Origin of the sequence: Pedobacter petrophilus (assembly GCF_009674725.1) — a bacterium.
Taxonomy (GTDB): Bacteria; Bacteroidota; Bacteroidia; order Sphingobacteriales; family Sphingobacteriaceae; genus Pedobacter; species Pedobacter petrophilus.
In genome coordinates, this window is sequence record NZ_WKKH01000026.1 from 21,649 (window position 1) to 35,273 (window position 13,625).

The 13,625-nt window shown below is 39.6% G+C and carries 10 protein-coding genes and 1 riboswitch; of the genes, 3 read left to right on the forward strand and 7 right to left on the reverse strand.

Annotated features, from left to right (window positions below; translation table 11 throughout):
- Positions 1-45: 45 nt before the first annotated feature.
- Positions 46-1,011, reverse strand: coding sequence for a tryptophan 2,3-dioxygenase family protein (locus GJU39_RS15545; protein WP_154281904.1), 966 nt, complete (start codon positions 1,009-1,011; stop codon positions 46-48).
- A gap of 64 nt (positions 1,012-1,075) precedes the next feature.
- Positions 1,076-1,138: riboswitch (Fluoride riboswitch) on the forward strand.
- 18 nt (positions 1,139-1,156) lie between these two features.
- Here GJU39_RS15545 and GJU39_RS15550 point away from each other — a divergent pair.
- Positions 1,157-2,446, forward strand: coding sequence for a voltage-gated chloride channel family protein (locus GJU39_RS15550; protein WP_154281905.1), 1,290 nt, complete (start codon positions 1,157-1,159; stop codon positions 2,444-2,446).
- 230 nt (positions 2,447-2,676) lie between these two features.
- Here GJU39_RS15550 and GJU39_RS15555 read toward each other — a convergent pair whose 3' ends face one another.
- Positions 2,677-3,978 carry an HAD-IB family phosphatase gene (locus GJU39_RS15555; protein WP_154281906.1) on the reverse strand — a complete coding sequence of 434 codons (1,302 nt, stop codon included), beginning with the start codon at positions 3,976-3,978 and terminating at the stop codon, positions 2,677-2,679.
- On the reverse strand, positions 3,978-4,940 hold the full coding sequence (locus GJU39_RS15560) for an NAD-dependent epimerase/dehydratase family protein (RefSeq protein WP_154281907.1): 963 nt from the start codon (positions 4,938-4,940) through the stop codon (positions 3,978-3,980). The genes GJU39_RS15555 and GJU39_RS15560 overlap by 1 nt, the downstream gene beginning before the upstream one ends.
- Before the next feature lie 71 nt (positions 4,941-5,011).
- Here GJU39_RS15560 and GJU39_RS15565 point away from each other — a divergent pair, with 71 nt between their 5' ends.
- Together GJU39_RS15565 and GJU39_RS15570 are read left to right on the forward strand one after the other, a co-directional pair.
- Positions 5,012-6,193 (forward strand): formimidoylglutamase, encoded by a 1,182-nt coding sequence (locus GJU39_RS15565; protein WP_154281908.1) that lies wholly within the window; start codon positions 5,012-5,014, stop codon positions 6,191-6,193.
- A gap of 89 nt (positions 6,194-6,282) precedes the next feature.
- Positions 6,283-7,428, forward strand: a complete 1,146-nt coding sequence (locus tag GJU39_RS15570; RefSeq protein ID WP_154281909.1) for a TlpA disulfide reductase family protein — start codon at positions 6,283-6,285, stop codon at positions 7,426-7,428.
- Between the two features lie 212 nt (positions 7,429-7,640).
- On the opposite strand, the gene purD is transcribed toward GJU39_RS15570, so the two are convergent.
- The 4 genes from purD to GJU39_RS15590 all read right to left on the reverse strand — a co-directional run bounded on the left by purD (position 7,641) and on the right by GJU39_RS15590 (position 13,594).
- Positions 7,641-8,912 (reverse strand): phosphoribosylamine--glycine ligase, encoded by a 1,272-nt coding sequence (gene purD, locus GJU39_RS15575; RefSeq protein WP_154281910.1) that lies wholly within the window; start codon positions 8,910-8,912, stop codon positions 7,641-7,643.
- A 139-nt stretch (positions 8,913-9,051) separates the two neighbouring features.
- Positions 9,052-9,933, reverse strand: coding sequence for an SDR family oxidoreductase (locus tag GJU39_RS15580; protein WP_154281911.1), 882 nt, complete (start codon positions 9,931-9,933; stop codon positions 9,052-9,054).
- A 140-nt stretch (positions 9,934-10,073) separates the two neighbouring features.
- A complete protein-coding gene (locus GJU39_RS15585) occupies positions 10,074-10,835 on the reverse strand; it encodes an enoyl-CoA hydratase/isomerase family protein (protein WP_154281912.1) in 762 nt (253 codons plus the stop codon).
- Between the two features lie 65 nt (positions 10,836-10,900).
- On the reverse strand, positions 10,901-13,594 hold the full coding sequence (locus GJU39_RS15590) for a TonB-dependent receptor plug domain-containing protein (RefSeq protein WP_154281913.1): 2,694 nt from the start codon (positions 13,592-13,594) through the stop codon (positions 10,901-10,903).
- Positions 13,595-13,625: the final 31 nt, after the last annotated feature.

Below are 13,625 nucleotides of genomic sequence, written 5' to 3' on the forward strand. Positions count from 1 at the left end.
CGCAAATTAGCAAAAAAGCCGCTTTTATAATAGATTTATTAGATATTAATCTTTGTTTCTGAGTGTTTTGAGTACACTAAGCACCCAACCTTTTCCCCACTCTTCCATCTGCTCTTCTGTCCATAAGAAAGGATAAAAAATTCTTTTCTGAAAACGTGGCGGCAAATATTTTTGCCAGTTTGTTCCTCCAGTGGCGGCCACATCAACAGGATCTTTCTCCAGATAACGTACCGCAGATTTATAGTGGGATAGCGGCCACTCTACATTTACGTATAAATCCAGTTTACGCAACTCTTCTGCAAGCGCAGAAACATCATTTCCCTGAGCTTCTAACTGATGATATAACGCAGAAAAATTAGTGAACGTGCGATCTTTCGCCAACTGTAAAAACTGCGCAGCATACTTTTTAATAAATTGCTTTAAGGTCAACGTTTGTTTTCCCGAGGCAAGTTCTGTAGCACCGAATTTCCAATAAATGTATTCAAACTGTTCTTCAATCGTAGCTTTAGCCAATTCTTCACGTTTAGTTTTATCTACAAGACGAATAAAATCTGTGGCGCAAATCTCGATCATCCGATATTGACCAGACTGAAAACCGCTTGCAGGTAAAAGTGACATTCTAAATTTCAGGAATTGTTCCTTTTCCATACCATCAACCATCACTTCAAAAGAGGTGGTTAGCGCATTAAAATAAGCGTTAATTCTTTTAACACGAGCGGTAAAAAATTCGACAGTTAAATTTTCATGTTCAGCAATTTGACGGCATTCATGTAAAGACAACTTGAAATATAACTCCGTAATCTGATGATACATGATAAAAATTTCCTCATCAGGAATTGGCGTTTTCGGGCTCTGGAGGCTTAGCAACGTGTCCAGATGAATATAATCCCAATAGGTTAGAAAATCAGCATAGAGCAATCCATCCAGGTAAGAGGCCATATCCTGCCCCATTGCAGTATATTTTTCCTGAAGTCGGTCAAGTTTGTCTTTTATCTCTGGTGTGAAGTCCATTTTTTTTATTTATTAATGCAAAGGTGATAAAGATTTTTGTAGAAATGGCTAAAATTTATACATTTGGCCTGATGGCGATGGGGTACCGCCAAAACCGCCCAGACAGGCTGATGACTCCTACGATTTTATTTAAAATTGAATTCAAATGCCTGTTAAAAATTTAACGGAAGGACCTCTTCTGTCTTTCAATCGCTTTAAAAAGCAAGATTTTATATCCATTTTAATGAATATCCCGAAGTGGGTATTTTTTTTCACACTTATTGGGGCCACGGTGGGATCAGCTTCTGCATTATTTTTAGCTACTTTAAACTGGGCGACTGATTTTAGGGAAAGTCATTTATGGATGATTGCTTTTCTGCCCCTGGCAGGATTAGCTATAGGCTTTAGCTATCACTATTGGGGAAAAGACGTTGTTAAAGGGAATAACCTGTTAATTGAAGAATTGCAAAGCCCAAAACAGGTTATTCCATTTGTGATGGCTCCACTAATTTTCGCCGGAACAATTATTACTCATTTATTTGGCGGTTCTGCAGGGCGCGAAGGCACGGCGGTACAAATTGGAGGTGCTTTTGCAGATCAGCTGACTAAAATATTTAAGCTGCAAGCTGCCGACCGAAAAATCATTTTGATCTGCGGCATTAGTGCAGGTTTTGCTTCCGTTTTTGGAACGCCGCTGGCTGGTGCAGTTTTCGGCCTCGAAGTGTTTGTATTGGGTAGCCTGCTGTATTCAGCTATTTTCCCTGCACTGATCACCGCAATAATTGCAGATTATGCCTGCAAAGCCTGGGGCGTTGGCCACACGCATTATTCAATTGCATTGGTGCCACAAATGAGTGTAATCAACCTAATATTATCGCTCGGTGCTGGAATAATTTTTGGTTTAGCTGCCAGAAGTTTTTCGGTTTTGAACCATACGATAGCAGGTTTATTTGGGAAAATAAAATATCCACCCATCCGGCCATTAATTGGTGGGATTTTATTGGTTATTATTATTTATGGATTGGGGAATTCCAGATTTATTGGACTGGGAATTCCGGTAATCTTAGAGTCTTTTACTCAACAAGAGCCTTATGATGCCTTTGCTATTAAACTTTTTCTAACTGCGCTAACCTTGGGTTGTGGTTTTAAAGGTGGTGAGGTAACGCCGCTATTCTTTATTGGCGCAACGCTTGGAAGTTTTCTAAGTTTCTACATCCCGCTTCCGGTTGGTTTATTGGCCGGAATGGGATTTGTGGCTGTTTTTTCTGGCGCAGCCAACACACCGCTTGCCTGCATATTAATGGGAATTGAATTATTTGGAATAGAATCTTCGGTTTACATTGCCCTGGTCTGCATTACCGCATACCTGTTTTCTGGTGATGCCGGCATTTACAAATCACAAGCAATCGGTAGCTTTCGGAAATTTCGCATCAAAAAGCATCAGTTTTTAAGGTAGGGAATTGCAGGTTCTTTGAATTTAGAAGCTTTATATGATGCAGTCTGCTAAAGCAAACTGCGATGAATTGCAGGATGCTAATAGCGAGTGTTTTATAGCGATTGCTGGCATTCATCGCCATTGGTTTCAACCAATGGCGGGCTATTAAATAGAGAATGTAATCTATTTTCAAAAAGAGATTGCTTCGGCAGCTGAAAAAGCTACCTCGCAAAGACGATTTCTAGGTTTAATTAATACAACACCCTAAACTTAATGGTATGCTCAATTTTCTTCAGTGATTTAAACAATTGTTTGTCGTATTGGGCATTGATATCGGTGATGGCATAGCCGATCTCAGCATTGGTCATTAAAAACTGCCCGACAATATTGATATCATGTTTTGCAAATACGGTATTAATTTTCGCCATAATCCCTGGAACATTCTTGTGAATGTGAATTAAACGGTGTGATTTATCGATTTTTGGCAATTGTAAATTAGGGAAGTTGCTGCTTAAGTAAGTAGCCCCGGTATTCATAAAATCGGCTACACGTTTGGGAATGAAATCAATGTTGCGTGGGTTATTTTTCGGATCATCAAAAACAACTATTCCTTGTCTGGTGCATAAATCGAAGTCAAATTTGTTTTTCGCGCTGCCCAAGTAACCAATGGTTTTTAATTTAACTGCGTTTTTCAATTGCTCGTTATCCAATTTTTCTCCATTTGCTAAAATAATGATTCCGACATCCTGAACATACTTTTCTTCAAAGGATGTTTTCTGTCTTATAGAAAGGCCATCATTTTTTAAAATCGCAATGGTTGCCGGATCTACCTCACCAATTACCAGACATAGAATTCTGTTCTTTGGATAAGAAATGGCCCGGGGCAAATCGTTTACATATAAAAACTCGTCGAAGCTCGGCGTAACGTGGTCAGCTTTTGCCACAATACTTTCCCGGGCAATATTCTCGGTGAAGGCGAAAAACTTATTAATTAACCCGCTTTCACGCAATTGGAAATCAGAATAACCATCTCCAATTCCGAAAAGCATTCCTTCTAACTTTAAATGCTGCAAGAGCTTTACTTTTCCTCCCTCTTCGCTTAGCGGATTAGCATGATCGTAATCAATAATCTTTCCATCACCCGTAGTCACGAAAGTATTGGCATAAATATTTTCTTTTTTAATGTAGTACTGACTCACAACCGGCGTGATAAATTCTTTGAAACCGCCAGACACAATGAGTACATCATCTGCATGTTTTTTAAAGAATTCTGCATTGCGGGAAAATGAAGTAGAAACCTTTTTCTTCAGGTGCTTGATCAGCAATTTGAGGTGATCTTCATTCGCTTCAAGCAGTTTCACCCTTTGAGCTAAACTTTCTGAAAAGGAAAGTTTCCCTTCCATCGCAAAATTGGTGTAATCTTCTATTTTTTGGAAAATAGCCTCTTTATCCGGATGGTTCTTTAAAGAGATTCTGGCGAGTTCATCAAGCGCTTCTACCTGGGTAAAAGTGCTATCGAAATCGATAATGTAATACGCTTTTTGTTTGGGCATTATTTCAAATATTGGGTAATTTCAGTTATGCATTCACGCACTGGCTTGAAAGTTATTCCAGTTTGTTCAATTACTTTATTGTTCTTATAGTAGCTCAAAGTGATACTACTTGTGGCCGTATCTTTGGTTATAGAGGGCTCCTGCCTGGAAAATAATGCGGCAAATCTGAGCGCCCGCCAGGCGATGCCGAGCATCCAGGGTTTGGCTTCTTTAGCTGGTGCTTTTACGCCGAAACCATTTGCAATCGCTGTAAACAAGTCTTTGTAATGGATGTTCCCTGCCGAGATGATATAGCGCTCGCCAGAAACTTCAGCATCCATTAACAGGATCATTGATTTCGCCACATCTTCAACAGCTACAAAACCAGATGCACCATTGGTGTAAAAAGGAAAACCATTTTTCACGAGTTTGAAAATAGCACCACTACCTTCGAAACCGGCGTTTTTACCAATAATTACCGAGGGATTGACAATCACTGCATTAAGCCCTTCATTTATGCCTCGCCAAACTTCCATTTCGCCTTCATATTTCGAAAGTCCGTAGGCATGGGCTTTAGCATCATATTCCCAAAAGTCTTTTTCTGCAATCTGTTTCCCTTTTTTAGCAAGGCCTAAAGCCGCAACGGAGCTGACGTGTAACAGGCGGCAATTGTTTTCGATACAGAGATTTACCAGATTTGAGGTACCATCTATATTAACATGAAATAATTGCTTTTTATGCTTCGAACTGAGGGATACAAAAGCTGCACAATGATAAACCTGTGCAATGCCTTCGAATGCTTCTTCGAGCGTGGCTGGCTCATTGATATCAGCATCGAACCATTCAATCAATGTATTATCCTGAACTAACGGGGGGATATTCGATTTTTCCCGCTTCAAAGCACGGACAGCTAAACCTTTATCAGTGAGCTGTTTTAGCAATTCAGCGCCTAAAAACCCTGTTCCTCCGGTTACCAGTATCATTTTATTTTTTTCGAGCTATATGTGGAAATACGCATTCAAAAATAGATATTTGAGGCGAGAGTTTTAAATATATGTCGTTAACGGATTTCTTTTCCCCGGTAAACCCTGATCGTTTCACCCCCAAGCAAGGTTTTTTCACCAGTCAGCTGGGTTTAAAAGCACACATTCACAGCACATCTTTTCCAGATTTTGAAGAGAACACTTATGATTTAGCAATTATTGGCGTGTTGGATGGGCGGGGTGCCGTAAATAATGAAGGTTGTGCTTTGGCCCCTGATTATTTTAGAGAGAAATTCTATAAATTAAATGAAGGTGCTTTTACCAGCAGGATTGTCGATCTAGGCAATATTAAACACGGGGCAACTATCGCAGATACTTATATTGCCATCAAAATGGTGGTATCTGAACTGATAAAAAATAATATCATTCCAATCATTATTGGCGGCGGGCAGGATTTAACCTACGCGCAATATTTAGGCTATGAAGATTTAGAACAAAAGGTTGATTTAGTAGTGATCGACAATCAATTTGATATTGGCGATGATGAAAGCGATGGCATTGATACTAGGTCTGATTGTTACCTGAACAAAATTTTCCTCCATCAGCCAAACTTCTTATTCAACTATAGTAATATAGGTTATCAAACCTATTTTGTGAATCAGGAAAGCCTGAGTGTGATGGATAAACTGTATTTTGACGTGCATCGCTTAGGCGAATTTGCGCAGGATATTACATTAACAGAGCCAATCATCCGCAATGCGAACATGATCAGTTTTGATTTAGGCGCGATCCGTTCGGCCGATGCCGCAGCCAATGCCAACACCACCCCAAATGGTTTCGATGGTGAAGAAGCTTGTAGAATTGCCCGCTATGCAGGCATGAATGATAAGTTGACTTCCATCGGTTTCTATGAGTTTAATCCGGCTTATGACAATAATGGCCAAACAGCCTTTTTACTGGCGCAAATGATTTGGTATTTTGTGGATGGATTTTATGCAAGGAAAAAGGATTTCCCGCTTACACCAAAATCGCAGTTCATGATTTACAGAACCAGTTTAAAAGACGGTTCCGGCGAAATGATGTTTGTAAAAAGTAAAAAATCTGATCGCTGGTGGATGCAGGTTCCATATCCGTCAGGTCAATCTAAAAACGAAAGGTATCATTTAGTTCCCTGCCGCTATGAGGATTACCAAACGGCTGTTAATGGCGAAATGCCGGATTTATGGTGGAGAACCTATCAAAAGCTTTCATAATTTTCCCTGGATATTTGCGTTTAAGCATTACAATATAATTATCTTTGAATCAATCCACTAACCTCCAATTATTTAAATTAAACCAACCTATGAAAAGAATAGTATTATCTGCACTTGCATTATTGCCACTTGCAGCATTGGCACAAAAACCCTTTGCCCTGAATGGCGAAGTTAAAGGCTTAAAAACCGGAGATAAAATTTACCTGATTTATCAGGGCGATGGAAAAAACATAACCGATTCTACCACTGTAACCAATGGCGCCTTCGCTTTTAAAGGAACAGTAGCCAGCCCGGCACAGGGAAGTTTATATTTGAACAAAAATCCTTTTGTTAATCGCCCGGCACAAGGAGAGAAAGTAGATGGCCTGGCCATTTACCTGGAGCCTGGAAAAATCAAACTAGCAGCGGCAGATTCATTAAAAAATGCAACCATTACGGGTTCTCCTGTAAATGATGATGCGAAAAAATTAAGCGCTTTAACTAAACCTGTTAATGATCAGTTAATGGCCATTAACTCGGAATATAATGGTTATACGCCAGAGCAAAAACAGAATAAAGAAACAATGGATGCCTTAAGAACCCGCTATGAAAAAGCTGCCCAAGGCATGACCCCGCTTTTATTGCAGTTTGCCAGTGCCAATCCAAAATCTTATATCAGTTTAAGTGCAATCAGTCAGTTATCGGGCGATCCTGAACAGGCTATTGCTGCTGAAAAAGCCTTTACGGCATTAGCTCCGGAATTAAAGTCTACACCAGCAGGAAATAAGCTTACACAATTATTTGAAGCGGGTAGAAAAACGGCTGTTGGTGCAATGGCAATGGATTTTACACAAGGCGATACCGCCGGCAAACCTGTTAAATTATCTGATTTTAAAGGAAAATATGTACTGGTAGATTTCTGGGCATCATGGTGCGGCCCTTGCCGTCAGGAAAATCCAAATGTAGTGGTAGCTTATAACAAATTTAAAGACAAAGGCTTTACTGTTCTGGGTGTTTCTTTAGATCGTCCCGGTAAAAAAGATGCCTGGTTAAAAGCAATTGCCGATGATAAATTAACATGGACACACGTATCTGATTTAAAATTCTGGGACAATGAAGTGGCTAGAATGTATGGCATTCAATCCATCCCTGCTAACTTTTTAATTGATCCAACTGGAAAGATCATTGCTAAAGGCTTAAGAGAAGAAGCATTACAAACGAAGCTTCAGGAGTTATTGGGAAGCAAATCTAAATAACTAAGTTTTTTAATGGTTAGTGGAAACACTAACTATGGCGTAAAAGAAAAGCCGGAGATTCGCAGATAAAATACTGCAAATCTTCGGCTTTTTATTTGTCTGAGCTAACCCTTTCTCATGGATGTGATCCACGTTGACGAATCAGCAGATATATTATTAGAAGATTTTAATGGCCTATTACGATAGATTAAACGAATGAACGGAACCTGGATCTACACTAAATCAAATCCAATATCTTCCCGGAAGTATTTTCCATCGAAATAAATTCTGCCTGCATCAGCAGTAGCTGATTGTAACGCTGTAAACAAATCTTTCTGTAAGCTGGTAATGGCAATTACCCGTCCACCATTTGTTTTAACTACATCGTTATCTAATAATGTGCCGGCATGAAAAGCATTCGAATGGCGTAAGTTTTCAATTCCACTAATGGCTTTGCCTTTCAAATATTCTCCCGGATATCCACCTGCAACAATCATTACCGTTGCAGCCGTTTGATTAGAAATTACCAGATTAACCTGATTTAACTGTTTATTTGCTGTTGCCAGGAATAATTCAACCAGATCGTTTTCGATACGGGGAATTACACTTTCCGTTTCCGGATCACCCATACGGGCATTATATTCAATGACAAACGGATCCTCACCTACTTTAATTAATCCGAAGAAAATGAAACCTGTATAATCAATATTATCTTTTTTCAAACCTTCAACTGTTGGCCTGATAATGCGTTCTTCTACTTTTTGCAAAAATTCTGGTGTAGCAAATGGAACAGGAGAAACAGAACCCATACCGCCAGTATTTAAACCGGTATCTCCTAAACCAATTCTCTTATAATCTTTGGCCGACGGAAGGGTTACATAGTTTTCGCCATCGCTTAAAACGAAAACTGAAAGCTCTATCCCACTTAAAAATTCCTCAATTACAACGGTTGCACCAGCTGCACCAAATTTACCTCCGAGCATTAATTTTAATTCTTCCTGTGCCTCTATAGTTTCCGTACAAATTAAAACACCTTTACCAGCTGCTAACCCGTCAGCTTTTAATACCACCGGTAATGCGTGCGTTTCTAAATACGCTAAACCCGTTGCTAATGTTGCTGGAGTAAATGATTTAGAGGCTGCGGTTGGAATGCCATGGCGCTCCATGAATTGTTTAGAGAAATCCTTACTTCCTTCTAAAATTGCACCTTCTTTTTTTGGTCCGATTACCGGGATATGGGCAATTGCCTGATCAGCAAGAAAAAAATCGTGAATACCATTAACCAAAGGTTCTTCCGGGCCAACAACGACTAATTCGATTTTTTCTGCTAAAACAATCTTTTTAATCGAATCGAAATCATTTACATTGATGTTAATGTTGGTACCATAAACGCCTGTACCACCATTTCCCGGTGCAATAATCAATTTATCGCAATGCGAAGACTGGCTCATTTTCCAGGCGAATGCACTTTCTCTGCCGCCCGAACCTAAAAGTAAGATATTCATACGGGCAAAGATAATATTTTAGTATCAAGATGCGGGTATCAAGTATCAAGACGTTATACTTAATTATTGAGCCAATAATAAACGTATCTGTTATGGTTATTCTATTTGGTATTAAGCTTTTTCGCCTTTAATCGTGCTTTTAGCTCCCCTTAGCACTTCTGGTCATTTGCTCCAGCACATCCCACATTTCGTTTGGAATCGCCTCTAAGCCATTCATTTGACCCGCACCCTGTAGCCACTCTCCACCATCAATGGTAATGACTTCTCCATTAATATAACCTGAAAAATCGCTCACTAAAAATGCAGCGAGGTTTGCCAACTCCTGGTGCTCTCCTACCCTTTTTAAGGGCACACGGTTTTTAAAGTCAAATTTCTTTGCTAAATCTCCCGGCAATAACCTTTCCCAGGCACCTTTTGTTGGAAACGGACCCGGAGCTATGGCATTCGTTCGGATGCCGTATTTTCCCCATTCTACGGCCAAAGATCTGGTTAGCGCAAGAACACCTCCCTTGGCACACGCGGAAGGCACTACATAGGCAGAACCTGTAAAAGCGTAAGTGGTAATAATATTAAGCACCGTAGCCGATTGCTTTTCTTTAATCCAGTGTTTTCCAAAAGCCAGCGTGCAGTTAACGGTTCCTTTTAAAACAATATCTATAATGGATGAAAAAGCATTCGCGGATAAACGTTCTGTAGGCGAAATGAAATTACCTGCAGCATTGTTTAATAACACATCTACCGCACCAAACCGTTCTAATGTCTTCGCCAGCACCTGGTCTACCTGTTCCACATCTCTAACATCGCAAGCTACGGCCAAAACCTTTCCGCCAGTTTTCTCTTCCATTTCGTCGGCCGTTTTTTGCAACACTTCTTGCTTACGACTGGTAATCACCAAATTGGCGCCAAGTTTTAAAAAATAGATCCCCATTGCTTTACCTAAGCCTGTTCCGCCACCGGTAATTACAATTGTTTTGCCTTTTAAAGCATCTTCTCTGAGCATTGGTGAGTTATAGTTTAACATAAGATAAATTGGTTAGCGGGTGAAACGGTTATTCGAAAATTGATGGTTTGAAACTGGAAATTTAAACTGTTAACGGTAAAATTGCAATTGCAAACTGCTCAACTGCCAACTGTTAACTGTTAACTGTTAACTGCAACTGATTACTTCCTTTGCAAATTAGCCAAAATGGTTTCTAATATGTGGCGTGTACCTGGTGACCACCATTGTGCCAGCATTTTTTCTAAAGTAGCAGATTGATCAGCTGTCATGGCGGCAATTAATTCTTCGCGGATATTAAGTTTACTTTGCGACCAGGTATTGCTTTCCTGCTCCATAAATTTCTTAATTTTTCGCTCTGCGGCGGTTAACAGACTTTCATTTTTCACCAGCTCATCTACCAAACCAACCTTAAATGCCTCTTCCGGACTAAAAAGTCTTCCGGTTAATAAACTCCGGGCAGCTTCTGCTTTTCCAATCCAAAAAGCATACAGCTGGAAAATGCTATTTGGAACAATAATGCCAACCGGAACTTCATTTAAGCCGATAATAAACTGACCTTCAGCCATTACCCGGGCATCGCAAGCCAGCGCAATTACGCAACCACCTGCAGGGCTATGGCCGCTAATGGCAGCAACCATTGGTTTTTTAAATGAAACTAAATTTGCTGTAAATTCAAAGAACAACTCAAAAAAAGATTTCGCTTCTTCCTCATTGTAGCCATAGAGTTCTATCAAATCTAATCCGGCAGAAAAAAATGGTGCTTTTCCTGTGATGATTACCCCACCAATATTAGCATCAGCAGCGATATTTTTAAGCATATCATCCAGTTCGGTAATTAATTCACGTCCTAATGCATTGGATTTTCCGCTATCAAGTGTAATTGTTGCCAGTCGATCTTTTACGCTTACTTTAATTGTGTTCATGGTAATGGTTGTTAAATATCAATAATCACTATGCTTGCATAATAATCAAATTTATTTATTTTTCTTTATTTAACTTCATAAGTATAAACTTTTCTCGCCAAATGGCCTGAAGCATCTATCCCTTCGATTACTACACGATATTGTCCTGCTTCATCCGCATTATAGAATTCAAATTTTGCCTTTCCATCTTGCTGCGCAACCACTTGTGGATTCCAATAAATAGTTGTGCGTAAATCTTTACGGGTATTATTGGTTGTTGCCGCATCATATAGTGGCGAATAAAATGCCCTGGAAACTGAAAATCCTTTAGGGCTTAAACTTACAATCCCTGGTGCATATCGATTATAATTTGATGTTCCTCCACCGCGCTTAGTGGTAATTACCAAGACACCGCCCCCGCCCTGTGAGCCATAAATTGCGGTATTGCCAATGCTCTTTAATAGTTCGATCGTTTCTACATCGCTTGGAACGATGTTATCTAAAAACTCAGCTTCGACACGCATGCCATCTAAAACAATAGACATTGGGGTGTTCTGACTCCGCATCAGGTAAGGAACATTCCCCCTGAAAAGCACGCCCGGCAAACGACCTTGCAAACATTGAGATAAAGTGATACAGGTTGATAAATTTTCGCTCGTGAGGATATAATCTGCACGTCCTGCGCCATTCAGGTTTGCAGAATTCTTCGCAGGATTTTTCTTTTCGGTAATGGTTACTTCTTCCAGTTTAATCGTTCTTTCCAATAAACCTAAACGCGTCATTTCATTAAAGTAGTTATCACTTTCTTTGATATAATTCATCAGGCTATTGTTCACGTTAATTTCGACATCACCGCTATTTTTACTCTTCGTTACTACCTGCCCTGGCACTACATCAACATTAATATCTACAAATTTCCGTTCAGTCTTTGTTCTGGCCTGAACCACAAATTTAGTGCTGTCTCCAAAATTAAGGTTATCAAAAACGAACTTACCCTCTGCATTGGTTACCGTATCAAGAATAAAAACAGAACCTTTTGTCGCCATTAACATCACTTTTCCACCAACAACTGGTTTATTGCCCTTCATCACGGTTCCACTTATGGCTAAGGATTTTTCTGCCTTATAGGTAATTGATGGTTCGGCGCCGCTGATGATATTTTTCCAGAGGAATCTCCTCCAGCCCTGTGTCAATAATAAATTATCTAATTCCTTCTGCGTTTTAAGGTCGTCGTTTAAGAAATAGTGATTGGGTTTTTCTATATATCCCGTAAGGTCTGACGTTAATAACAATGAGGTTAAAATATTGGTTTCATTGTCATCATCCGGCGTAACTTTGTTTGTATTCGTTACCGCGACAGAGAAACTTCCCAATGCTGGTTTTTGTTGATTTGTGGCATCGAAACTAAAAATGGTTTTCCCTTTTCTACTGGCGGATACCTGCGAAGTGTTGAGGGCCACATCTAATACTTCAGCTTTATTTTTTACGAAGATTAATCTTTCTGCAATGGGCTGATTATCGCTGGAAAAAAGCGTAAACTGTACAATACCCAATGGCAATTTATTTTTGGAAATGCTAGCCATGAGCACTTGCTTTTCCATTTTCGCTTTGGAGACATAAAAGACATTCCCAGCCTGCTGTGCAACAATTTTCAATTCTGTTCCATTTACCAGGTTTTCACTCGACATGATTTTAAGCGAGACCTTTCCTGTATCTAGATTGTTAATAAAAATGGCATAACCGCTTTTTTGAGCTAAAGGCATTTTGAAATCTTTCGAAGAACCATCAGCAAATTTGACTTTTGCAGTATAGGTTTTACCCGCCTGAGCATTGAAGATGAAACTTCCCATCCCTAAATAAGTTGTTTCGAATGAGGTTACTTCCATACCTGCTTCATCTACCACCACTCCTTTTACGTTTTCTCCGTGACCTGAGGCATTTACGGCCTTAATTGCTACCCTTTCGGGCAAATTTTCGATCAGGCTGCCGCCTTCAGGCAAAAATTGAACGTCAACATCATTGGAGGTTGCCGTGACAGGAATCGACTTCATTACCTTTTGTTTATTGGCTAACGTAATTGTAGCAACAATTTTCCCGGTTTTATTGGTAAACCCGTTTGTATTTACAAAAGTAATAACTGCATCGCCGTTTGATGTGGTTTTTGTCTTGCCTTTTTCCACCGATTTATAATCCAGCTGAACATCATAGGCTACTTCGTTATCGTTATAGGCTTTCCCATCTTTATCGGCAAAGTGAATGGTAGCTGTAACCCGATCCGCACTATTTTCCTTTTTGAAATCATATTTGGTTTCGGTAAAAACTTTGTTGGCCCAGCTATTTCCGATTTTTATGGATTTATCAAAGAAAAACGCTGTTCCAAAGTTTCGCATGTAATTGGTGTAAGCCCTGATGCGATAATTTCCTTCGGATAGGGAATCAGGAAGTTTAAAATCTCCCCAGGTAATGCCACTCACCACAGGCAGTTTAAGTTGCTTTTTTACCGAATCTTTTTCATTAATTAATTCCACGTAAAGGATCTCACTTAATATGGAAGGTGCGGCGGATTTTGCATCTACAATATAGGCCTTAAACCAAATATCGTCGCCAATGGCATAATAGGGTTTATCCAGATGGAGGTGCACCTTTTCTTGTGGAAATTTATTGGTATAGTCTTCCAGCTTTTTCAGGAGCTGCGTAAATGGATCATCATCCATTCTAAAAGCAGAGAAGCCTAAAATGATTAACAGGAAACTGGAAATGAGCGTGATTCTGAATTTCATTATATGGTAACTATAAATAAAAATATGCCTC

What these genes read in the sequence shown, in the direction of transcription:
- GJU39_RS15585 (WP_154281912.1), bottom strand. Translation starts at nt 10,835, where the DNA reads ATGAACACAATTAAAGTAAGCGTAAAAGATCGACTGGCAACAATTACA.
- purD (WP_154281910.1), bottom strand. Translation starts at nt 8,912, where the DNA reads ATGAATATCTTACTTTTAGGTTCGGGCGGCAGAGAAAGTGCATTCGCC.
- GJU39_RS15555 (WP_154281906.1), bottom strand. Translation starts at nt 3,978, where the DNA reads ATGCCCAAACAAAAAGCGTATTACATTATCGATTTCGATAGCACTTTT.
- GJU39_RS15545 (WP_154281904.1), bottom strand. Translation starts at nt 1,011, where the DNA reads ATGGACTTCACACCAGAGATAAAAGACAAACTTGACCGACTTCAGGAA.
- GJU39_RS15570 (WP_154281909.1), top strand. Translation starts at nt 6,283, where the DNA reads ATGAAAAGAATAGTATTATCTGCACTTGCATTATTGCCACTTGCAGCA.
- GJU39_RS15580 (WP_154281911.1), bottom strand. Translation starts at nt 9,933, where the DNA reads ATGTTAAACTATAACTCACCAATGCTCAGAGAAGATGCTTTAAAAGGC.
- GJU39_RS15550 (WP_154281905.1), top strand. Translation starts at nt 1,157, where the DNA reads ATGCCTGTTAAAAATTTAACGGAAGGACCTCTTCTGTCTTTCAATCGC.
- GJU39_RS15560 (WP_154281907.1), bottom strand. Translation starts at nt 4,940, where the DNA reads ATGATACTGGTAACCGGAGGAACAGGGTTTTTAGGCGCTGAATTGCTA.
- GJU39_RS15590 (WP_154281913.1), bottom strand. Translation starts at nt 13,594, where the DNA reads ATGAAATTCAGAATCACGCTCATTTCCAGTTTCCTGTTAATCATTTTA.
- GJU39_RS15565 (WP_154281908.1), top strand. Translation starts at nt 5,012, where the DNA reads ATGTCGTTAACGGATTTCTTTTCCCCGGTAAACCCTGATCGTTTCACC.